This is a genomic window from Halomonas citrativorans, assembly GCF_900163645.1.
GTDB classification, from domain to species: Bacteria; Pseudomonadota; Gammaproteobacteria; order Pseudomonadales; family Halomonadaceae; genus Vreelandella; species Vreelandella citrativorans.
This window is the reverse complement of the sequence record NZ_FUKM01000014.1, coordinates 118,123-139,941: the sequence shown is the minus strand read 5'-3', so window position 1 is coordinate 139,941 and position 21,819 is coordinate 118,123. Positions and strand designations below refer to the sequence as shown.

The following is a 21,819-nucleotide window of genomic DNA, read 5'->3' as shown; positions in this document are numbered from 1 at the left end:
GAACGTTCATGTTTTCTCGTATGCTGCAGCCGCTATTTCGTTACTTTGAAACGCGCGTAGATCCTTACCCCATGGAGGATGTTCAAACACCGCCTAAAGGCCTATTGCCCTTCATCAAGCACTTCTCGCGCCCGGTATTGCCGTTGCTGATTGCCATGACGCTGTTTACTGCGCTGGTGTCATCCGCGGAGGTGCTTTTCTTTAACTACATGGGGCAACTGATTGATTGGCTGGGCAATGTAGAGCGTGAAGGCTTTTGGGCTGCGAATGGGCTTTGGTTGACCGGGGTCGGTGTGTTGATGCTTGTGGGGCTGCCGCTGTTGGTGCTGGCTCAATCGTTGATTACTCATCAAAGCATCTTCGGTAATTATCCGATGATTGGCCGTTGGCTCTCGCATCGTCATATGCTTAACCAAAGCCTGGCTTTTTATCAGGACGAGTTTGCCGGGCGGGTATCCCAAAAAGTGATGCAAACCGCCTTGGCGATCCGCGAAACGGTCACTAAGGTGATGGGCCTTTTGGTCTACGCGATTGTGTATTTTACCGGTGCGGCGATTTTGTTGGGGCGGGCCGATTTATGGCTATTGCTCCCTTTGGGGCTTTGGCTCATTGGGTATTTGGCCATCATGCGCTTTTTTGTTCCTCGGCTGCGTGATGTGTCCATGGCGCAGGCCGACGCCCGCGCGCAGATGACCGGGCGCGTGGTCGACAGCTACAGCAATATTCAAACCATAAAGCTATTTGCGGATACCGAGCGTGAGCAGCGCTATGCACGCGATGCCATGGAAGGATTCATGGAAACCGTGCATCAGCAGATGCGTTTGGTCACCATTATGAGTGTCTGCCTGACGCTGCTAAATACCGCGCTGCTGGTAGGCACGGCAGGCATGGCGATTAGCACCTGGTATTACGATGCCATTTCGCTAGGCGTATTAACCATCGCGATTGCGCTGGTGATGCGGATCCGCTTTATGTCTGACTGGATTTTATGGGAAGTGGCGGGCTTGTTTGAAAATATTGGTACGGTACAGGATGGCATGAACACTATCGCCCGCGAACCGACCATCAGTGATGTGCCCAATGCGCCAGCCCTCCATGTACCGGCGGGTAAAATTCATTTTGACGCGCTGCGTTTTGGCTATGAGCAGGCCAAAGGCGAAAGCCGAACCGTGTTTGATGGACTGAATCTGACAATCGCCCCCGGTGAGAAAATTGGCCTGATTGGTCGTTCGGGCGCGGGTAAATCGACCCTCGCTAACCTGCTGCTGCGTTTTTATGATGTTCAGGGCGGGCGCATTCTTATCGATGATCAGGACATCGCTCAGGTCACGCAAACCTCGTTGCGTCACCAGATTGGCATGGTGACCCAGGATACCTCGCTTTTGCACCGTTCACTGCGCGATAACATTCGCTATGGCACTCCGCAGGCAGACGATGAGGCAGTATGGGCCGCCGTATGCCGTGCCCATGCGGATGCGTTCATTAACGACCTGGTAGACCCTCAGGGGCGTCGTGGGTTGGACGCACATGTGGGCGAGCGCGGCGTTAAGCTGTCGGGTGGCCAGCGCCAACGCATTGCCATCGCGCGCGTGCTGTTGAAAAACGCGCCTATTTTGGTGTTGGATGAAGCCACGTCGGCGCTGGACTCTGAAGTGGAAGCCGCCATTCAAGAGCAGTTGGATACGTTAATGGAAGGCAAAACGGTTATTGCCATTGCCCACCGTCTTTCCACCATCGCAATGCTTGATCGGCTGATCGTGGTTGAGCAGGGGCGTATTGTAGAAAGCGGCACGCATACCGAATTGCTCGCTCAAGACGGTATTTATGCCGGGCTATGGAAGCGCCAGTCGGGCGGCTTTCTTGGGGTCGATATGTGATTTTTCTGATCCTCTGCTAACGTGTTCCAGACGACAGCTAAACCAGGAGATCGACAATGCAAGTGGTAACGCTACAAGCCCTAGGCGGGCTGGATAAACTTAATGTGCAGGATGCCACGGCACCTGGCGCACCTGCAGCGGGTGAGATTCGTGTACGCATTCATGCAAGCTCGCTGAATTTTCATGATTACGGCGTAGTGGCGGGTAAAATGCCGACCGCTGACGGCCGTATTCCCATGTCGGATGGAGCGGGTATTGTTGAAGAGGTAGGTGAGGGAGTATCCGAGTTTTCAGTGGGTGATCGCGTAGTATCGACGTTCTTCCCTCACTGGCTGGAAGGCCCTGCACGCATTGCGGATTTTACGACGACGCCTGGCGATGGTGTCGATGGCTACGCCTGTGAACAGGTGGTTCGCCCTGCGCAGTGGTTTACCCATCAGCCGAAGGGGTATAGCCATGCTGAGTCGGCAACGCTCACTACTGCAGGGTTAACGGCATGGCGTGCGCTTGTGGTGGATGGCGGCTTAAAAGCAGGCGATACGGTATTGGTGCTGGGCTCTGGCGGTGTATCCATATTTGCGCTGCAGTTTGCACGCATGATGGGCGCCCACGTTATCGCGACGTCGTCTTCCAACGCGAAACGTGAGCGGTTACGTGAATTGGGCGCTACCCATACGATTAACTACAAGGAAACCCCTGAATGGGGCAAGCAGGTTAATGAACTGACGGATGGGCAAGGTGTTGATCATATTGTCGAAGTAGGCGGACCTGGAACGCTGCCGCAATCTATCGAAGCGATCAAAATTGGTGGGCATATCTCATTGATTGGTGTGCTGACTGGCCGCCAGGGAGACATTCCAACCGCGAAGCTAATGGCAAAACAGGCGCGTTTGCAGGGCCTGATTGTGGGCAGTCGCCGCCATCAGATAGAGATGATCAAGGCTATAGAAGCTAACGATATGCGCCCCATTATTGATCGAGAGTTTGCATTAGCCGAGATTGCGGATGCCTTTCGCTACCAGGAGGCGGGCAAGCATTTAGGAAAAATCTGTTTAACGTTCTAAAGGCATTCGCTTGCGATCTTTACCAGCACTGCCCGTAAGGGGGTGCTGGTAGAACGATGCGATTATTCTGCTAAACGGCTATACACCACGCCCTTAATTTCAAGCTCCCAGATATGCTCATAAGGCACGGTGATGCTATCCACTTCATCAGGATCATCGTGACTTTTGTGTAGCTGTTTTTCGGGAATGACCGTTGCATCCATTTTACGGGCGAGCTGAATGCGCGCGCTAAACCGGTTGCCAGCCTGGTCAATGAGAACGCGCTCTCCCGACATACATTTTTCAAGCTTGGCGTAGAGCTCTGCCTCGCTAACATGAACAATACTCATGGTCGCCTCCTGCGTAACATGAAATGGTTGCGGATAATGGTTATCTCTGAAGATGTCATTTTAGTCGATAAGTTCGAATAGCTCCGCAGTGATTTATCCTCAAAATACTAACCTTGTTCTTGTTTAGTGTATCGACCGTAAACCTCAGGGCGTTCGTTGTTTGATGGCGCCTCCTCATCAAGCGCTTGTCCATAAAGAGCGACAGCGTTTAGCGGTGTACTGTCGGGGCCGTTGGGTGTGGCAGCAGTTTTGGTTTATTACCGATCTAACCGTGCGGGGGAAGCAGGTGCTGAGCGATGCCGGTATTAAGCCTGCGCTGTTGTCACCAAATGCTGCGCTGGCCGTCAGCAATACGCTGACGGCCACTTTAAACGTACCGATCGTGCTATTTACGCTGTCTCTTCTGGCAACTCAGCGCTGTGGAAGACGTTTTGTACATCGTCCAGATCGGTGAGCATGCCCACAAATTTTTCAAATAGCGCCACGTCATCGCCTTCGAGCGGCGTGGTGTTTTGCGGCAGAAACTGAATCTCATCAATTTCAAAATCGAGCTCACCGAACGCATTCAGCAGGGCTTGCTTGGCTTTAGAATATTCGGTGTGTGGCGCATAAACCGTAATACGCGCTTCTTCCTGCTCAATGTCGGTCACATCAACATCGGCTTCCATCAGCGCTTCAAGCACCGCCTCTTCTTCCTGGCCGACAAACGCAAAAATCGCGCAGTGATCGAACATGTGGCTAACGCTGCCGGGGGTGCCAATCTTGCTTTTCGTTTTGGTAAAGCAACCGCGTACATCGCCAAAGGTGCGGTTAGGGTTATCGGTTAAGCAGTCGACAATCACCATGGCGTTACCGGGGCCAAAGCCTTCGTAGCGTGCTGGAGAGAAGTCTTCGCCACCTGCGCCGCTGGCCTTGTCTAGCGCTTTATCAATAACGTGCGAGGGAACCTGATCTCTTTTCGCACGCTCTATTAAACCGCGCAGGGCAAGGTTACCGTTCGGGTCTGAGCCGCCTGCTTTTGCAACGACATAAATTTCACGCCCGTATTTGCTATAAACCTTGGTTTTTGCGTCGGCCGTTTTAGCCATCGATTCTTTACGGTTTTGAAACGCCCTACCCATATCGGAGTCCTTTATTAGCCGTGCCACGCCTGTTTTGACAGCAGGCGTCATTTTCATCGAAAAAGGGGCAAATTTTACCCAACAGCGTACCATGCTAACAGCGTTATTTAAGAGAGACGACGTTATACAGCAAGCAACTCAGCCGGTAACGGCATTGGCGCATGTAGACGACGATTCATTAACAAGTACAAAGAGGAAAAAATGCCGTTTTCACTCTGGTTGTCACTCGCGGCTATCTGCGCCATGGGGGCTATGTCGCCCGGGCCCAGCCTCGCTCTGGTTTTAAAACACACGTTGGGCGGTGGGCGGTTGCCAGGTATTACCGCTGCTTTATTTCATGCGGCTGGCGTCGGGTTTTATGCGCTTTTGACTGTCTGGGGGCTGGGCGCGTTAGTTACTCGTTCGCCTGACGTTTTTCAACTGATTACCTGGGCGGGCGCCGCCTATTTAGCCTGGTTAGGCATCAAGGCGTTACGGGCTGGCAGGGCGGGGGTGATGAGTCAACAGGGGGTGGTAACCACTCGCCGTCAGGCGGCCAAAGAGGGGATGCTCGTGGCGCTGGGTAATCCCAAGCTGATTATCTTTTTTGTAGCGTTGCTGAGCCAGTTTGTTACTCCTGATATGAGTAGTATGGCAAAGATGATCGTCGTACTAACCGGTATGCTTATTGATGGTGGTTGGTACGTGTTGGTGGCGGTCGGCTTGTCGCATTCGCGGGTACTGCCTTGGTTGCAGCGCCATGCGCACTGGATAAATCGATTAACCGGCGTGCTACTGATTGCGCTGGCGCTGCGCGTTGTCATGGGGCCCATTACCTTAGGTTAATAGGCCGTTGTGCTTGGCAATAATCGATATAAGGCGCTGGTGCCATCCCTGTAGCCGTGGCAAGGTAGTGTTTATATCGCCTGGAAGGTGTAAGGCTTAATAATGACGATTTACGATCAAGACTGTTACACCCACCAAGGGCAGCCGTTTAATTTACGCGCGCTGCGTGGGCAAGTGCTGTTGGTAGTTAATGTGGCCAGCCAGTGCGGATTTACGCCGCAATTAAAAGAGCTTGAGGCGTTATACCAGCGTTATCGTGACCGCGGCTTCACCGTGCTGGGGTTTCCCTGCAACCAGTTTGGCCGTCAATCGCCGGAAAGTGCCGAAGCATTTTGTGCGTTTGGTGAGCAAACGTACGGGATAAGCTTCCCTTTGATGGAAAAAATCAGTGTTAATGGCAACCACGCACACCCGCTATTTGTCATGCTGAAACAACAGGCGCCCGGGGTTTTGGGTACCCAAGCCATTAAGTGGAATTTCACCAAGTTTCTGGTTGGACGCGATGGCAGGGTCATTGCCCGTTTTGGCCCGCGAGATCATGGGCAACCCTTACGCTTGGCATTGGAAGCGGCGCTGGATCGTGAATAGGTCATTGGCCATCAACGAATCAGAATGTTGACGGCGGCTTAATGCTCTCCACGGGCAACCTTAACGCGGTTCATAAGCTCGACCCAGCGGTGGCGTACCATCATGGTGGTTAGCCCGGAAAAAAGCGCCCAGCCTTTGCGCCGCCACCCCTTTAAGCGCAGGTTATGACTCACCAGCTGTTGCATCAGCTTATGGTCATCAAACTTTCGCCATTCGCTGGCAATCGAAAGTTGATGGCGTGACATCACCGGGGCTAGCTCCAGGCGAAACATCCACTCAAGCTCCATCAGCGGCATGTCGTACTGGTTAATGACCTCGACCATGCGGGCGTAATCCCGTTCGCTGGGTTCGCGGTCTAGCCATAAGGGGGCCAAGGCAAGCCAAAGGTCGCCGCGCTCGTCGACTAGTTGCTGTGCGTTCATGATGGCCTCGCAGGCATTTAAAAGAAGGGGCACTATCCTGCCGTGAAAGGCAAATAAGCTCAAGAGCGGACAGCGCCCGCTTGGCAAGCTAAAATAGCCGCCATGCTTACAGCATTGTCATGCTGATAATGAAATCAATCCGATAGTGAGGTTCGATGTGATTATTAAACCCAAAGTACGCGGCTTTATCTGCACGACTACTCACCCTACAGGCTGCGAGCAAAACGTGCTCGAGCAGATTGAAGCAACCCGCGCGCGTGGTTTGGATAAAAGTGCCGGCCCCAAAAAAGTTTTGGTGATCGGGGCTTCCAGCGGTTACGGCTTGGCTGCTCGGATTACCGCTGCCTTTGGTTACGGTGCTGATACGCTGGGCGTGTTTTTTGAAAAGCCCAGCAGTGAAACCAAAACCGGTACGGCGGGATGGTACAACAGCGCAGCGTTTGACAAGTTTGCCAAGCAGGAAGGCCTTTACAGTAAGTCTATCAATGGCGACGCCTTCTCTAACGAAGCGCGTGAAAAAGCCATTGAACTGATCAAACAGGATATGGGCGAAATCGACCTGGTGGTGTACTCACTGGCATCCCCCGTGCGTAAGCTGCCGGATAGCGGTGAACTCAAGCGCTCAAGCCTGAAGCCGATCGGTGAGACCTACCGCGCTACGGCTATTGATACCAATAAAGACCGGATTATCGAGGCAGAAGTGGAGCCTGCCACCCAGCAGGAAATCGACGATACCATCACCGTGATGGGTGGCGAAGATTGGGAATTGTGGATGGACGCACTGGACCAGGCGGGCGTATTGGCCAAAGGCGCACGCAGCGTGGCGTTTAGCTATATCGGTACGGAAATTACCTGGCCGATTTACTGGCACGGCGCCTTGGGTAAAGCCAAGGAAGACCTGGATCGCGCGGCCACGGCGATTGATGACAAGCTTAAAACTAGCGGCGGTGGCGCTAATGTCGCGGTACTCAAATCTGTTGTTACCCAGGCCAGTGCTGCTATTCCGGTGATGCCGCTGTATATCGCCATGGTGTATCGCATCATGAAAGAGCAGGGCGTACACGAAGGCACCATTGATCAGCTCAATCGACTCTTCGGTGAACGGCTCTATGCTGCAGGCCAGAGCGGTGCTATGGCCACGGATGATAAAGGCCGTCTGCGTCTGGATGATTGGGAGCTGCGCGACGATATCCAACAGGCTTGCCAGGATCTGTGGCCGGAAGTGACTACCGAGAATCTGTTTGATATCACTGATTACGCTGGCTATAAGCATGAATTCTTAAAACTGTTCGGCTTTGAGCGTGATGATGTCGATTACGACGCCGACGTGAACCCTAATGTTGAGTTCGATGTGATTAATTTATAAACCGTTAAATCGGTAAGCGACTCGCTTACCGCTTTAACGAATTGCCGGGCCTTTGTGCCCGGCAATTTGCGTTTGACGCGTAAAGTACGTTAGCAGCAGGCATAAAATCAATCACTGTTAAATGTTTACTGCTGGATACGCAAGTCCTCTGGTTTAGCGCCTGATGACACTCAGGATTACGACGCGTCTGACCCCAACGCAGGCAAAGACGTTTCGTAACAGAGTCGTTTCAGCTGCGGGCCAGAAAATGCCATGAACAGACGATGTCATGAAACTGATTTGATAAACAGGCAGCGATTACCCCGCAACTGGCGGGTATTGGTGATTTTCAATTTGGTCAACTAACTTGTAAGAGTGTGGCACTCAAGGAGAGACAGCATGAAACGGACTACATTAGCTATTGCAATTGCAGCCCTTTGCACTGGAATGTCCAGTGGCGTGTTCGCTGAGGATAACCAGAAAGAAAGTGGTCAACCAGAAGGCGCGCTGGAACAACAGGAAGAGGCGGTCGATGAACAGGACGACGCTCAGGGTGAGCAGCCCGCCGCTATGAAAGGCGACAACGCGGAGTCTTCTTCGGATGCTGACCAGGATGAGAGTGATGATCCGAACGACCTAATGTCTCGCCAAATAAGTGATATCGAAGGCATGACAGTGGTCAACATGCAGGATGAAGAAATTGGCGATATTGACCGGATCGTTGAGCATAAAGAGTCTGGTGACTTGTATGCGGTTATTTCCATTGGTGGCGTATGGGGAATTGGTGCCGATGAAGTGGCGCTGCCATTAGGTGAAATTGAGATGAAGGACGACCAACTGGTTACCAGCACCACCTACGGTAGTGAAGAGATAGAAGCGACGGCAGAACAGTATGACGAAGACAATTTCAGCCAGATAGATAACAGTATGACCTTAACGCAGGCCCAGCAACATCCTAATTAAGATACTGTAATGGGAATGGCTATCTAATGTCTGAAAGGCCATAACCGCTTTATTCATGAGTTCGCCTTGCCTTGTATGATGAAGCAAGGCTTTTTTTGGTTGTTAAACGATTATTAAGATTGTCATTAACTTTCATACAAGTTTTAAGAAGGATGGTTTTTTATTGTTACTTTTTTCCTCCGTTGACTAGGGTTTGTACGAAAAGTCGCTGAGCGAAGGCCAGACAAGGCAAAAATCAGCGAAAAAACGGAGTTTACATGTGTAAATGAGTATTTTGAGCTGATTTTTAACGCCGTATGGCCGAGCGCAAGCAGTTTTCGTACAAAGCCTAGCTTTTGAAGAGTGATTCATCCAAGGAGGAAATTATATGAACCGGACAATAGTAGCCATTGCTATCGGTGCTATCTTTACGAGCATTTCAGCAGTCGTGCTGGCCAATGAAAATGATGCATCACAGAGCGGCGGTCAGATGACCCAGCAGCAGGACAGTTCGACAGCGGGACAGCAGCAAAGTACGGACACTCCCCGTAACCAGAAGCAGGGTGATACCAAGCGCGAAACCGGCACTCAAGGGCCTCAACAGAGTTCCGAAAGCGACGATACACAGAATGAACAAGGTGGTAATCGTTTGGAAGTTTTGAAAGATGAGGGCTCCGACCAGACCACGGTTGAATAATATAAAACTTCACCATTGTGTCTTGCCGAGTTTTACTAAGTAGGCGGTGATAATATATGTGTTAACTTTTATTATAATTCATCGTTAGCTTTGATCTGAGGCGCTTAGGTCTACTAGCTTTTTAAGTGCAAGCCAACACAAGGAGCAATATTATGAAACGGACAACACTTACGATTGCCATTGGTGCGATTTGTGCAGGACTTTCAGGTGGCGCTCTGGCTCAAGACGCTAACCAGAACGACACTGACAATGCCGATCAAATGACGCAGCAGCAAGATGCTACGGCGCAAACGCCGCCACAAGGCACAGCAACCGATAGCCGTGCACAGTCTCAGCCTAATGGCGACGAAACGATGGACGTTGAAGTCGACCAGGAGCCTGCTGAGGTAAGAGTTGAACAAGACTCTCCCAATATTCGAGTAGAGCAGTCAGAACCGGACGTGACGATTGAACAGCCCGAGCCCAACGTTACCGTTGAAGAAGCTGAGCCCAACGTTACCGTTGAGCAGGGTGGCGAGCCTGAGGTTAATGTCGAGCAAGCCGATGATGCACAGGTCGACGTTAATAGCGATGACGATCAAGAACGCCAGCAGGCCGCCCAGGATAATCGTAGCGACCAGGATGGCGATAATTCATTGATGTCTCACCCGGTTAGCGAGCTGGAAGGCATGGTCGTCATTAACCAGGATGGCGAAGAGGTCGGTGATATTCACCATATCGCTCAGCACAACGACTCTGGTGACCTGTTTGCTATTATCTCAGTCGGTGGTATCTGGGGCTTCGGCGCGACAGAAATCGCTTTACCGATGGATGAAGTGCAGCTCCAGGATGAACAGCTCGTCATGAATACCACGTATGGCAGTGACGAGATTGAAGCGTCCTCAGAGGATTATGTCGAGGATAATTATACGCAGGTCGATAGCGATATGACGCTATCCGAAGCGAAGCAGAATCAAAACCAATAAGCGATTTGATCGATAAGCGGCTTAGATGCTGACAGGAAGGGCAGGGCGTTCGCGCCTTGCCCTTTTCTATTTGCGGCTCTGTCCATCAATACGATGTATAACTATGCCCATCACTTCGGTCCTCAAATACGGTCCTCAGCTGCGGTCCTCAAATACGATCAGCGCTAGCCAGGTGCGATTGCGCGTTTCGATACTTATGCTTTTACCTCTTCCTGCTCTGCAAGGCTGGTCTCTTTGTCAGCAGATGACTCTTTGGTGGTCGCTCGCGTACTAACACCTGATGCATTGCCTTTCGCCGGTAACGTTTTGGTATTGGTTGGCGCGTCATTAAAACTGTTTTTTAGCATTTCATTGTCGGCGTTCATATCAATGCTGCCGTGGAAAACGCTGCCATCTTCAAGCACAAGGCAGGGTGATACGATGGTGCCAGTCACTTGGGCGCCCTTGTGAATCGTTGCGCGGTGTAATGCGACTAAATTACCTTCTACTTCGCCGGATACGTGCAAGGTATGAGAAAACACATCGCCTTTAAAATAGCTATTTGCGCCTAATGTGACGGTGTGCTGTTTGCAGGTGATAGTGCCGCTAACATGCCCTTTTACGGTCAAATCCTCATCACTATTGATGTCGCCTTCTACTTGCGTATGGCTACCGATAATGGAGGTGCTGGGGCGTGCATTGCTGCTGGTTGGCGTGCTCGATAGAAGCGTGTCACTTGAGTCTGGTGAGCTGGGCGGCGTCGTTTTTTGCTCGGCAGTTGCATTCTTGGCTTTATTAAACATCGTTAACTCCTGGTAAATGTCGGCCTGGCGCTTTTAAGACGCACGCGTTGGGCATAAAAAGTCATTGAATACTTTAATCTGCTTAACGGCTGGATAAAGCTCAGAATTAAGCCGAGTGGGGGAGGTTATTCGCGCCGCCATAAAAATAAATCGCGTATAACCTTAGTCTGGGCAAAATATTGACAGTGGCGGGACCGGTGTATGGGTATTCAAGCATGGTTTATTCTTATTGGTGTTAGCGCAATGACACTGATTGTATGGGATGGCAGGCGCCGTAAGGCAAGGCAGCGCGCTGAAGGCTCGTACTCTTCAGATGACGTGCCTCAACCGTCGCCTGCTGTCTCTCTCGTTTCTGACATCGCTGTTGAACAGTCACCACCCAAAGCCACCGTTACACCGATGGTGGTCCCGTTAAAAGAGGGCAGCCGAATTGGGGCGGCCACATCGATTACGGGGAATATCACCGCCAACGAGCCCGTGCTGGTTAAAGGGAACGTGCAGGGCAGGGTCGTCGCGTCGCATCACTCTTTAACGGTGAATGCATCAGGGCAGGTAGCACCCTATATAGAAGGTGGTTTTGTCACCGTTGATGGCCATGTCTCAGGCACACTGAAAGCGCATGCCAGGGCCACACTACTTCCACAAGCAACTGTACAGGGTGTGATTGATACGCCATGTTTAGAGTGTGAGGCGGGTGCCTGGCTTCAAGCAAGTGTTAGACATCGCGTCGTTCAGAAGAGCGTTACTGCGATGGTTTCTTAGGGCGGTTTCTTAAGACGATTTCCTAAAGCGGTTCTTAAGGCCGTTTTAAAGAGCTGGCTATTTATCGCTACGGCCTCTCAGGCCTCAGCTCTTTATCTTCATAGCCTCAGCCCAGCGTACGGCGATGCCTTTTTCTATTGGGTGCTACCAGACGCTACCCAAAACGTCACAATTGGGTAAGATGACGTTTCATTTACTGATGGCGTTTTGGCATGCAGCTCAGCTCTTTGTCTCCCCCGTTAACGCTTGCGCGCCAGCGCATTGGGGTATTACTGCTGCCTGGCTTTTCCATGCTCTCACATGCCAGTGCCGTCGAGCCGCTGCTGATGGCTAATCAGCTTAGCGGCCAGGTGCTCTATCAAGTGTTTACGCTCAGTACCGATGAGCAGCCGGTGCGAAGCAGCGCTCAATTATCCTGTCATGCTGACTACACCCTGGAAGGGGCACCGCCTCATCTGGACATGGTGCTTATCTGCGCGCCTTCGCCTCTGCCCTATGCGTTACCGGCCAAACTAATGGAGTGGCTGCGCCACCAGCCAAGCCGTACGATGCTGGGCGGATTAGCGGGAGGAGCTGAAGTGTTGGCCCGCACGGGATTGCTGGAAGGATATCGAGCGACCTTACCCTGGCAACGTTTTGCGGCCTTTGCCCAAGCGTATCCTCAAGTGACACTGTCGCAACAGCTTTTTGAGATCGACCGCAACCGGATCACCTGTGCCAGCGGTACGGCGGCCATGGACATGATGCTGACGCTGGTGCGCCAACAGCAGAGCAGTCATCTGGTTGAGCAGGTGTCAGAGCACTTTATGTGTGAGCGAATCCGCATGGCCGATGAGCGCCAACATGTGCCGCTTCGCCACCGCTTGGGCCACGCCCCGCAGAGCTTGATAGACGCTGTGACGCTGATGGAAGCCAACATAGAAGAGCCACTTTCGACCCTGGAGCTGGCTGAGCATTTGGGCATTTCCCGCCGCCAGTTGGAGCGCCTGTTTAAAAAATATCTTCAGGCTGTGCCTAGCCGCTATTACCTCAATTTGCGTTTGCAGGATGCCCGTAAACAACTGCGTGAAAGTGATCGCTCGGTAGGCGATATCGCGTTTGCGACGGGATTCTCCTCGGCGGCTCATTTCTCAACGGCTTACCGCAATCATTTTGGATTAACCCCACGGGAAGAGCGTTTGAGCTGATGCTCGTCCACGTCGCAACATCTGCAGTAACGCATTAGCACCAGAGACCTCCCTTCGGAAATAATCTGAAATATGGGCAGCATTACATAATTTACCGTCACATTACTGAAAGCGGGTGAGCTTGCTCGCCCCGTATACTGATATAACTGATTGACTCAACGAGAGGGACTGACCCATGAGCACGACCCCAACCCGGCAGGATTTCGATCACTACATGACCCCCAACTATGCGCCGCAGCAGATTATTCCGGTGCGCGGAGAAGGTAGCCGCTTGTGGGATCAGCAGGGGCGTGAATATATTGATTTTGCGGGCGGTATCGCGGTGAACTCGCTGGGTCATTGCCATCCCGTGTTGGTGAATGCCTTAAAAGAGCAGGGGGAAAAACTCTGGCATCTCTCCAATATCTATACTAATGAACCCGCGCTTAAGTTGGCTAAAAAGCTGGTTGAACGGACCTTCGCTGACAAGGTGTACTTGTGCTCTTCCGGCGGTGAAGCCAACGAGGCCGCACTGAAGCTGGCGCGCCGTTACGCGGTAGACCATTACGGCGAAAAGAAAGACAAGATCATCTCCTTCAACCAATCCTTCCACGGCCGCACGCTGTTTACCGTGAGCGTGGGTGGTCAGCCCAAGTACTCCCAGGGTTTTGGTCCAGTGCCTGGCGGTATTTTGCACGCTGAGTTTAATGATCTTGAAAGTGTGCGTGCCTTAATGGGCGATGACACGTGTGCGGTGATGGTCGAACCTATGCAGGGTGAAGGCGGCATTTTGCCCGCGACGCCCGAGTTTCTAGAAGGCCTGCGCGAACTGTGCGATCAGCACAATGCGCTGCTGGTGTTTGATGAAGTGCAAACCGGGGTTGGCCGTTGCGGTACGTTGTATGCCTATGAGCGTTATGGCGTAACGCCCGATATTCTCACCAGTGCCAAGTCGCTGGGTGGCGGCTTCCCGGTTGGCGCGATGCTGACAACCGACAGCGTCGCCAAATCCCTCGCGTTTGGAACCCATGGTTCTACCTACGGCGGTAATGCCTTGGGCTCAGCGATTGCGTTGGCTGCGCTGGAATTTATCGATACACCAGACGTATTGGAAGGCATTCAAAAGCGCCACGACCTGTTCCGTGAGCAGCTGGAAACCATTAATCGCAAGCATGGCGTGTTTAAAGAAATTCGCGGCATGGGTCTGTTGATAGGTGCCCAGATGTCGGACGCCTTTGAAGGCCGCGCCAAGGATATTCTGCCGCTGGCCATCGAAGAAGGCGTAATGGCATTGATTGCAGGTCCTAACGTACTTCGCCTGGCGCCTTCACTGGTAGTGCCGGAGGCAGACATTGCTGAAGGTATGGCCCGTTTAGAGCGTGCGATTGAGCGCCTTGTTGCCAACGCATGAATTCGACCACGGCGATATTGAGAGAGGGGGCGTCAAGAATGCTGGTCATTCGTCCGGTCAAAATGGCGGATCTCGAAGCGCTGGTCGTGTTGGCAGAGCATGCGACTCCCAAGCTTACCAACCTGCCCGCTAACCGCGAACGTTTAGAGGAGCGCATTGAGCGCTCCCTAGCAGCGTTTAATGATGAGATCGAGTTTCCAGGTAACGAGCACTACACCTTCGTGCTTGAAAACAGCGCGTTGTTGGATGAAAAGGGTAATGGCGAAGTGCTGGGAACGGCCACTATTCGTGCTCAAGCGGGCGCCAATGAGGCCTACTACACCTACCGCCAGGAAACGTTGATTCATGCGTCCCAACAGCTCAATGTACGTCGCGAAGTACAAACCCTGGCGCTCTCTCATGAGGTTTCTGACGCTACGCTGCTGTGCGCGTATTCACTAAACCCGCGTTACAAGGGGACCAGCGCCGAAAGCCTGTTGCGGCGTGCTCGGCTGATGTTTATTGCCCAGTACCCCGAGCGTTTTTCGCGCATATTGGCCGTGGCGTTTCCCGGTTACCTGGATGCGCAGAACGAATCGCCCTTTTGGGAAAGTGTGGGCCACCACTTTTTTGCGCGCAGTTTTCACGATATCAACCACATCGCAGGTGTGCGCTCCAAAAGCTTTATTGCCGAGGTGATGCCTCAGTTCCCGCTCTATTTGCCGCTGTTGACGCCACCGGCCCGGGCGGCGATTGGCCGGGAGCATCCTGCGCATGAAGAAGCTTTGCAGGAGATGCTTGCCGAAGGCTTCGTGCGCTCGCGCCATGTGGACATTTTCGACGCCGGGCCGCTTGTGAAAGCCGAACGCGAGCGTTTGGCGACATTCAACCGTGCCGCTTGGCATCCGGTACGCCTTCGTCCGGACGAAACGCTTCCAGATGCCGAACCTGCCTTGATCGCTAATCAGGCGCTGGGTGATTTTCGCTGCATTGTCGCCCGTTACGCGCTTTCAGCCACTGGGCAACTGATGCTTTCAGAGGCGGATGCCAAACGCTTGGGAGTAGAAGAGGGGCGAGCTGTATTTGCTGCACCACTCACTCTGCCCAGCGCGGTGGATGCCTTTGATGAAGGAGAAATATGATGCGCATTCGTCCTATCGCCCGTGCAGATGTTGATGGGTTGCTGGCGCTTGCGCAGCAGGCGGGCGTGGGCTTTACCTCGCTGCCCAATAACCGAGAATTTCTGGCAGAAAAAATTGAAACGTCTGTTCGCGCGTTTGAAGAGCGCACCCCGGTTAACAATCGGCTCTACTTCTTTGTGCTGGAAGATGAGGCCAATGGCGAGCTGGCTGGCTGCTGTGCCATTGAAGGCCAGGTAGGGCACGAAGTGCCTTTTTATAACTATCGGTTGGGCACGCTGGCGCACTCGTCGGTACAGTTGGACTTGCACCGCACCATCGATACGCTGTTTTTAAGCTCTGACCATACCGGCGATGCCGAAGTATGCTCACTTTTTTTGCGCCCGGAATATCGCGGCGAGGCCAATAAGCATCTGCGCAACGGTGCACTACTCTCCAAGGCACGCTGGCTGTTTATTGCGCAGTTTCGTGATCGTTTTCCTGAGAAAGTGCTCGCAGAAATGCGCGGCGTGTTCGATGAGCAGAACCGCAGTCCCTTCTGGGAGAGCCTTGGAAAACACTTTTTTCCCATGGATTTCAGCGAAGCCGACCGCTTGACCGGTCTTGGGCAGAAAAGCTTTATCGGTGAATTGATGCCGCGTTTTCCCATTTACACCACCTTTATGGCCGAAGAGGCGCGCGCGTGTATTGGCCAAGTGCATCGCCATACCCGGCCTGCGCTTGAAATGCTCAAAAAAGAGGGGCTGCGCTGGGAAGGCTATATCGATATTTTTGACGGTGGCCCGACGGTTGAAGCCTATATAGACGATGTGCGGGCTGTGCGCAATTCGCAGCTATATCACGTTGAAGTATCGACCAAGGCACCTGATGAGAGCGTTAGCCGCTGGTTGGCCGCGACCACCACCATGCAGGCCTTTACCGCCGCGTGGATAGGCCGTGCACCCACCCGCGATACGATTGTTTTAAGCCACACAGAAGCCGAGCGCCTAGGGGTTACCACAGGTGATGCCGTGCGGCTTCTGGAAACCTGAACAGGTAGGAGAACATGATGCACGCCCAACAACAGCAGCTTATCAACGGCGCCTGGGTGGAGGGCGCTGCAGCATCGTTTAGTAAGTTTGACCCCGTCTCAGGCGGGCTACTCTGGCAAGGGGCATCGGCCAGTGATTCTCAGGTTGCAGAAGCGGTAGCCGCTGCGCGTAAAGCGTTTCCCGAATGGGCAAAAACGCCATTTGGCGAACGCCAAGCGCTGGTCGAGCGTTTTGCTGAGGTACTTAAATCACGCAGTGAAGCGCTGGCTGTCGCCATTGCCTCTGAAACCGGCAAGCCACTTTGGGAAGCGCGTACGGAAGCGGGTGCTATGGTGGGGAAAATAGCGCTCTCACTCAAGGCGTACAAGGAGCGCACCGGCGAGCGTGAAAAAGCTGTAGGCAGTGCCAAAGCCGTGCTGCGCCACCGCCCACACGGGGTGATGGCGGTGTTTGGCCCCTATAACTTCCCAGGCCACTTGCCTAACGGCCACATGGTGCCGGCTCTCTTGGCAGGCAACACCGCCGTCTTCAAACCGAGCGATCAGACACCGCTAACCGCGGACTTGACGCTGCAGTGCTGGCGAGAAGCCGGGCTGCCTGATGGTGTGATCAATCTTGTTCAAGGCGGTGTGCCGGTGGGGCAGGCGCTCTCTGTGCACCCAGGGATCGATGGCCTGCTGTTTACCGGCAGTGCACAGGTTGGCGGCATGCTGCAACAGCAGTTTGCCGGGCAACTGGATAAAATCCTCGCGCTGGAGCTTGGGGGCAATAATCCGCTGGTGGTGAAAGACGTGGATGATGAGCGCGCCGCCGTGCTGGCCATTTTGCAATCCGCCTTTCTGTCCGGTGGCCAGCGCTGCACCTGCGCCCGGCGCTTGATCGTACCCCAGGGCGAGGTTGGCGACCGGCTAATTGACGCGCTTTCCGAAGCGATTGCCAGGCTTCACGTGGCTGGGCAGTTTGATGAGTCGCCCACACCATTTTACGGCGGCCTGGTCAGTGTGGTGGCGGCTGAAGGCCTGCTAAAAGCACAGGATGCGCTGGAGGCGTTGGGTGGCACGGTGATTAACCGTATGCAGCGTGTTAAAGAAAATACCAGCCTGCTCACGCCTGCATTAATCGATGTGACGGGCCTGGAAGTGCCTGACGAGGAGTACTTTGGCCCGTTATTGAAGGTGCACCGTTACTGTGATTGGGATGAGGCGCTGATGCTTGCCAATAACACGCGCTATGGCTTGTCCGCAGGTTTGATTGGCGGTGAAAAGGCCGACTGGGACGATTTTCTGCTGCGTATCCGTGCGGGGATTGTGAACTGGAACCGCCAGACCACTGGGGCTTCGGGTGATGCGCCGTTCGGTGGCGTCGGCGATAGCGGCAACCACCGTCCCAGCGCGTACTATGCGGCGGACTACTGCGCCTATCCGGTGGCTTCCATGGAAGCTGAGGCATTGGAGATGCCCGATACTCTGCCGCCGGGAGTTAGTCTGTGAGCACATCTGTGATCAGTAACGTTAGGGAAGTCAATTTCGACGGGCTGGTAGGCCCGACGCATAACTACTCAGGGCTCGCCGTAGGCAATGTGGCTTCCATGAGCCACGGCGGCCTTGAGTCCAATCCTAAAGAGGGGGTGCTACAAGGGCTTTTAAAAATGAAATCCTTGATGGAGGCAGGCTACGCCCAAGGCGTTCTGCCACCTCAGCAGCGCCCGGATATCGGCGCGCTGCGCGATTTAGGATTTAGTGGAAACAACCACGAGTTGCTCGCCCGCGCCGCCACAGAGGCCCCGCAACTGTTGCGGGCTGTATGTTCCGCTTCGAGCATGTGGACGGCTAACGCCGGTACCGTTACCCCCAGCATCGATGCGCCGGACCGCCGGGTTCACTTTACCCCGGCCAACCTGCAATCAAGCTTTCATCGCTTTCTTGAACCGCAAACCACGGGCCGCGTGCTGCAGGCCATTTTTCACAGCGAACAGCACTTCGCCCACCACCCAGCGCTGCCCGCCACGCCTGCGTTTTCCGATGAAGGTGCTGCCAATCATACTCGCCTGTGTGGTGAATACGGTGAGCCGGGCGTTCATCTGTTTGTATATGGCCGCCAAGCGTTTGGTGACGTGCGTAGCGGCGAGCGCGAACCTGCTCGCTATCCCGCCCGCCAAACGCTGGAAGCCAGCCAGGCAGTAGCCCGCCAGCATGGGCTTGTTGCGTCGCAAACGGTATTTGCTCAGCAGCATCCGGACGCTATTGATGCGGGCGTATTTCATAACGACGTCATCGCCGTGGGCAACGGTCCCGTGCTGCTGTATCACGAAATGGCCTTTTTGGATGAAGAGGGGACGCTCGATGAACTGCGCCGTAAAATGACGACGCCCTTGATTCCTGTTCGTGTGCCCATTGAAGCAGTGAGCCTGGAAGATGCAGTGGCGTCGTACCTATTTAACTCGCAGCTGCTTTCCAATCCCGATGGCACCATGACGCTGGTCGTGCCCAGCGAATGCCAGGAGCGCGAAGCCGTCTGGCGCACCGTTCAAGACTACCTGCTGGCAGGCAATAACCCCATCAGTGACGTGGTGGTGAAAGACGTCAAGCAAAGCATGCGCAACGGCGGCGGCCCCGCCTGCCTGCGCCTGCGCGTTGCTCTTTCAGAAGCCGAGCGCGCAGCACTGACCGGCCGCGTATTGCTCACCAATGATCTTTACGCAGACCTTACTGCTTGGGTCAATCGCCACTACCGGGATCGCTTGGTACCTGGCGACCTCGCCGATCCGCAGTTGGCAGAAGAGTCGCTCAGCGCACTGGATGAGCTAACGCAGCTTCTGCAAATAGGGTCGGTTTACCCGTTTCAGTTGGGATAGAAGAAATCAGCTTTGAGCTAAAATCAGGCGTTATGTGGCTTGGGGAGTTCCAATAAATATGGCATTCAGTGAAGCAGAAAAAGCTGCGCTACTGAAGGTGAAGGGTGTTGGGCCTATGGTAGTTAAGCGCTTTGAGGAAATAGGTATCGGTTCGTTTTCGGAGTTGGCGAATTACGAACCAAAAGAAATAGCCGAAATGGTCGCTTCGATGCTTAGGTCTACGTGTTGGAAGAATAGTCCTCAAGCGCTGTCAGCGGTTGAGTCTACTATAAAAAGGGCTCGACAAGGTTTGTAGTGGCTACGCTCACATAATAGTGTTGGGTGGCACTGACGTGATGTGCATAGTTTTGTAAAAGAAAAATGCGTATATCGGATGTTTCAGCACGAGATAATAACCTAACCAGTAGGGACTCAAAATGACAGTTGAAACATGGGCTCTATATGTCGGTACGGTGCTGCTGTTCATGAGTACACCGGGGCCGAGTCATTTGCTCATGCTTTCTGTCAGTGCGTCGAATGGATTCCAAAGGTCGCTTGCCACGGCCGCCGGCGATTTAACCGCCAATACCTTTCAAATTATCTTGGCAGGGCTTGGGTTGGCAGCGGCTTTACATGCTTCCAAGTATGGGTTCTCCGTTGTCAAATGGCTCGGCGTGGGCTATCTGATTTGGCTAGGCATGCGTCAGATTATCCGATCGTTCAAAACGCATGGCGTAGCCGCGCCTGCCCGTAGGGCATCGCTGAAAGCACTCTGGGCGCGTGGGTTCATCACATCAGCCGCTAACCCCAAAGCAGTTGTGTTCTTTGCTGCTCTCTTTCCACAATTTTTGAGTTCTACCCATAGCTTGCTTCCGCAAATTCTCGTGCTGGGCTTTTCTTATATCGTGATTGATGGTCTGTTTCTCAGCGCCTACGGTAAGGGCGGGAACTGGATAGCAGCGAAATTAAGCGGCAGAAAACAGATATGGGTTGAGCGATTTGCAGGAGCTGGCCTAATTGGCGCAGCCCTGTTGCTTGGGCTCAAGTCTCAGCGCTCATAGGCCAATTAAGGTGCTTTCTCAACGAGTGCGAAAGGGCGCCAGGAGTAAATATGACGCCACTGATTGTGCCGACTAACGATAAGGATTTTGCAGAGCAACTGATCCGCCAGAATATGTCCGGCTACTATGAGCAGTTGGATATGCACTGGGACAGCGCTTTGTTTGAAAGTGAGTGGCGCACCCTGGAAAGCTATCAGTTGGTCATTAACACGCACCCGGTGGGCCTACTGTGTATCAACCAGGCTACCGAGGCTTGCTATATTCGCGAGCTGCAAATCGCGCCGCAGTGGCAGCGTCAGGGTTTTGGTACGGCAGCCATCCATCATATGGTACACAGGGCGCGGCAATCGAGTATCGATACGCTGCGCCTTCGGGTGTTCTGCATTAATCCTGCCGTCGCGCTCTACGAACGCATAGGCTTTCACATTCGTAAAACGGAAGGCAATACTCACTACATGGAACGGCGTATTGTTTAAGTGATGCCTGCCAGATATGCCTTTGTTTATTTAGGAAATTTGCTTGGCTTTGCCGACATTAAGTAGGGCGATACCGGCGCCTATCAGTAGGGCACCGGGGAGTAAGCCCTCAGGGGCGGCTTCGCCCTGTATCACTATCGCCACCGGTACGCCAACCACGGCGCCGACGGAACCCAACAGGCTGAGAAGCACTGGCCCGCCGGTTTTTTGAAGCAGAAATAGCAGTAAAAACTGGCCTGCAAATACCATTGATTGAAGGGCAATTAGTAGAAGTGGTAGACGTTGCCCGCTTGGAATACCAAGCGAAAAACCAGGCAGCAGGCCGACGCTGAACAGAAGAGCCGCCGCGGCGATTAACATTCCGGGAGCGAGGGCATCGCCTGAGACACCCGCTGGCCAGCGCAACGTTCGGTAAAGATTGCCGATAGCCAGTAGTACCGGCCCTGCCAACGCTAGAAAAATCCAGGCATAGTCGGCATCAGGCGCGGAAAGCTTGTGAGCCGCTAGGGTGATGGCGCCAGCAAGCGCAGACATAACGCCCATCGCACGCATCATCTGAAAGCGTTCCAGCCTTACTATCAGCGCGCCGACATAGGTGAGCAGCGGCGGCAACGTAATCACCAAGGCGACAAAGCCAGCGCCGATATGTGGAATAGCCGAGAAGAAAATCAGGTTAGAACCCGCAACGCCCACAAGGGCCGAAACAAGGTAGTACTCAAGTGTGCGGCCCGTGACAGGTGGCAAATTGCTGCGCAGCGCTGCCACCACCAACAGAATCAAGGCCGCGCCAGTAATCGACCAAAATAGAAAGGCGAGTGGCGACAGCTGCACATCACCGGCCAGTTTGGCCACATTGGTCGAAAGTCCTAGCAGCGCGCCACCTGCCACAAGATAGATAAATGCGGCAAGTCGCTTCTGTTTGGGAAGTGCCCCTGATCTTGCCTTGGATGGTTGCATAGAGTGGCTCTTGTGGTTGCTCTGTAAAATGATTCTCAAAATATCTT

The 21,819-nt window shown here is 53.5% G+C and carries 23 protein-coding genes; 18 read left to right on the top strand and 5 right to left on the bottom strand.

What is annotated here, in order from left to right; all coding sequences use genetic code 11:
- Window positions 1–8: 8 nt before the first annotated feature.
- Together CZ787_RS03985 and CZ787_RS03980 are read left to right on the top strand one after the other, a co-directional pair.
- The gene (locus CZ787_RS03985) at window positions 9–1,877 is read left to right on the top strand and encodes an ABC transporter ATP-binding protein (RefSeq protein WP_087106407.1); all 1,869 of its coding nucleotides are present in this window, start codon (window positions 9–11) and stop codon (window positions 1,875–1,877) included.
- Between the two features lie 56 nt (window positions 1,878–1,933).
- Window positions 1,934–2,941 (top strand): zinc-dependent alcohol dehydrogenase family protein, encoded by a 1,008-nt coding sequence (locus CZ787_RS03980; RefSeq protein WP_087106405.1) that lies wholly within the window; start codon window positions 1,934–1,936, stop codon window positions 2,939–2,941.
- Between the two features lie 62 nt (window positions 2,942–3,003).
- Here the strand turns inward: CZ787_RS03980 and CZ787_RS03975 are convergent, their stop codons facing one another.
- On the bottom strand, window positions 3,004–3,270 hold the full coding sequence (locus CZ787_RS03975) for a hypothetical protein (protein ID WP_087106403.1): 267 nt from the start codon (window positions 3,268–3,270) through the stop codon (window positions 3,004–3,006).
- Window positions 3,271–3,433: 163 nt separating this feature from the next.
- Between CZ787_RS03975 and CZ787_RS19050 the strand changes: the two genes are divergently transcribed.
- A complete protein-coding gene (locus CZ787_RS19050) occupies window positions 3,434–3,724 on the top strand; it encodes a hypothetical protein (protein ID WP_087106402.1) in 291 nt (96 codons plus the stop codon).
- Here CZ787_RS19050 and CZ787_RS03965 read toward each other — a convergent pair.
- Window positions 3,660–4,391, bottom strand: coding sequence for a YebC/PmpR family DNA-binding transcriptional regulator (locus tag CZ787_RS03965; RefSeq protein WP_087106400.1), 732 nt, complete (start codon window positions 4,389–4,391; stop codon window positions 3,660–3,662). The two genes, CZ787_RS19050 and CZ787_RS03965, sit on opposite strands and share 65 nt — an antisense overlap.
- A gap of 201 nt (window positions 4,392–4,592) precedes the next feature.
- Here CZ787_RS03965 and CZ787_RS03960 point away from each other — a divergent pair, with 201 nt between their 5' ends.
- Together CZ787_RS03960 and CZ787_RS03955 are read left to right on the top strand one after the other, a co-directional pair.
- Window positions 4,593–5,216, top strand: a complete 624-nt coding sequence (locus tag CZ787_RS03960) for a LysE family translocator (RefSeq protein ID WP_140398964.1) — start codon at window positions 4,593–4,595, stop codon at window positions 5,214–5,216.
- Window positions 5,217–5,318: 102 nt separating this feature from the next.
- Window positions 5,319–5,804, top strand: coding sequence for a glutathione peroxidase (locus tag CZ787_RS03955; RefSeq protein WP_087106396.1), 486 nt, complete (start codon window positions 5,319–5,321; stop codon window positions 5,802–5,804).
- Window positions 5,805–5,842: 38 nt separating this feature from the next.
- On the opposite strand, the gene CZ787_RS03950 is transcribed toward CZ787_RS03955, so the two are convergent.
- Window positions 5,843–6,226: a DUF7079 family protein gene (locus tag CZ787_RS03950; RefSeq protein WP_087106394.1), complete on the bottom strand. Its 384-nt coding sequence runs from the start codon at window positions 6,224–6,226 to the stop codon at window positions 5,843–5,845.
- Window positions 6,227–6,383: 157 nt separating this feature from the next.
- On the opposite strand from CZ787_RS03950, the gene fabV reads away from it, so the two are divergent.
- The 4 genes from fabV to CZ787_RS03930 all read left to right on the top strand — a co-directional run bounded on the left by fabV (window position 6,384) and on the right by CZ787_RS03930 (window position 10,175).
- Window positions 6,384–7,592, top strand: coding sequence for an enoyl-ACP reductase FabV (fabV, locus tag CZ787_RS03945; RefSeq protein ID WP_087106393.1), 1,209 nt, complete (start codon window positions 6,384–6,386; stop codon window positions 7,590–7,592).
- Between the two features lie 378 nt (window positions 7,593–7,970).
- Complete coding sequence (locus CZ787_RS03940; protein WP_087106391.1) at window positions 7,971–8,534, top strand: PRC-barrel domain-containing protein; 564 nt, start codon at window positions 7,971–7,973, stop codon at window positions 8,532–8,534.
- A gap of 367 nt (window positions 8,535–8,901) precedes the next feature.
- Window positions 8,902–9,210, top strand: coding sequence for a hypothetical protein (locus CZ787_RS03935; RefSeq protein WP_087106389.1), 309 nt, complete (start codon window positions 8,902–8,904; stop codon window positions 9,208–9,210).
- A gap of 152 nt (window positions 9,211–9,362) precedes the next feature.
- Window positions 9,363–10,175: a PRC-barrel domain-containing protein gene (locus tag CZ787_RS03930; RefSeq protein ID WP_087106386.1), complete on the top strand. Its 813-nt coding sequence runs from the start codon at window positions 9,363–9,365 to the stop codon at window positions 10,173–10,175.
- A gap of 194 nt (window positions 10,176–10,369) precedes the next feature.
- On the opposite strand, the gene CZ787_RS03925 is transcribed toward CZ787_RS03930, so the two are convergent.
- Window positions 10,370–10,957, bottom strand: a complete 588-nt coding sequence (locus CZ787_RS03925) for a bactofilin family protein (protein WP_087106384.1) — start codon at window positions 10,955–10,957, stop codon at window positions 10,370–10,372.
- A gap of 201 nt (window positions 10,958–11,158) precedes the next feature.
- Here CZ787_RS03925 and CZ787_RS03920 point away from each other — a divergent pair, with 201 nt between their 5' ends.
- From CZ787_RS03920 to CZ787_RS03875, 9 genes are all read left to right on the top strand, one after another.
- Window positions 11,159–11,719: a bactofilin family protein gene (locus tag CZ787_RS03920; RefSeq protein WP_087106381.1), complete on the top strand. Its 561-nt coding sequence runs from the start codon at window positions 11,159–11,161 to the stop codon at window positions 11,717–11,719.
- Between the two features lie 212 nt (window positions 11,720–11,931).
- Window positions 11,932–12,906, top strand: a complete 975-nt coding sequence (locus CZ787_RS03915) for a GlxA family transcriptional regulator (protein WP_087106379.1) — start codon at window positions 11,932–11,934, stop codon at window positions 12,904–12,906.
- 175 nt (window positions 12,907–13,081) lie between these two features.
- Window positions 13,082–14,296: an aspartate aminotransferase family protein gene (locus CZ787_RS03910; RefSeq protein ID WP_087106376.1), complete on the top strand. Its 1,215-nt coding sequence runs from the start codon at window positions 13,082–13,084 to the stop codon at window positions 14,294–14,296.
- Window positions 14,297–14,334: 38 nt separating this feature from the next.
- Window positions 14,335–15,417, top strand: a complete 1,083-nt coding sequence (locus CZ787_RS03905; protein WP_087106375.1) for an arginine N-succinyltransferase — start codon at window positions 14,335–14,337, stop codon at window positions 15,415–15,417.
- Window positions 15,417–16,445 carry an arginine N-succinyltransferase gene (gene astA, locus CZ787_RS03900; RefSeq protein WP_087106373.1) on the top strand — a complete coding sequence of 343 codons (1,029 nt, stop codon included), beginning with the start codon at window positions 15,417–15,419 and terminating at the stop codon, window positions 16,443–16,445. Before CZ787_RS03905 ends, astA begins: the two co-directional genes overlap by 1 nt.
- Before the next feature lie 17 nt (window positions 16,446–16,462).
- Entirely contained in the window at window positions 16,463–17,935 is a 1,473-nt protein-coding gene (gene astD, locus CZ787_RS03895) for a succinylglutamate-semialdehyde dehydrogenase (protein ID WP_087106371.1), read from the top strand.
- Window positions 17,932–19,299, top strand: a complete 1,368-nt coding sequence (gene astB / locus CZ787_RS03890) for an N-succinylarginine dihydrolase (RefSeq protein ID WP_087106368.1) — start codon at window positions 17,932–17,934, stop codon at window positions 19,297–19,299. The genes astD and astB overlap by 4 nt, the downstream gene beginning before the upstream one ends.
- Before the next feature lie 416 nt (window positions 19,300–19,715).
- Window positions 19,716–20,339 (top strand): LysE family translocator, encoded by a 624-nt coding sequence (locus CZ787_RS03880; RefSeq protein ID WP_087106364.1) that lies wholly within the window; start codon window positions 19,716–19,718, stop codon window positions 20,337–20,339.
- Window positions 20,340–20,389: 50 nt separating this feature from the next.
- Complete coding sequence (locus CZ787_RS03875; protein ID WP_087106362.1) at window positions 20,390–20,815, top strand: GNAT family N-acetyltransferase; 426 nt, start codon at window positions 20,390–20,392, stop codon at window positions 20,813–20,815.
- A gap of 30 nt (window positions 20,816–20,845) precedes the next feature.
- Here CZ787_RS03875 and CZ787_RS03870 read toward each other — a convergent pair whose 3' ends face one another.
- On the bottom strand, window positions 20,846–21,772 hold the full coding sequence (locus CZ787_RS03870) for a DMT family transporter (RefSeq protein WP_087106361.1): 927 nt from the start codon (window positions 21,770–21,772) through the stop codon (window positions 20,846–20,848).
- Window positions 21,773–21,819 lie beyond the last annotated feature (47 nt).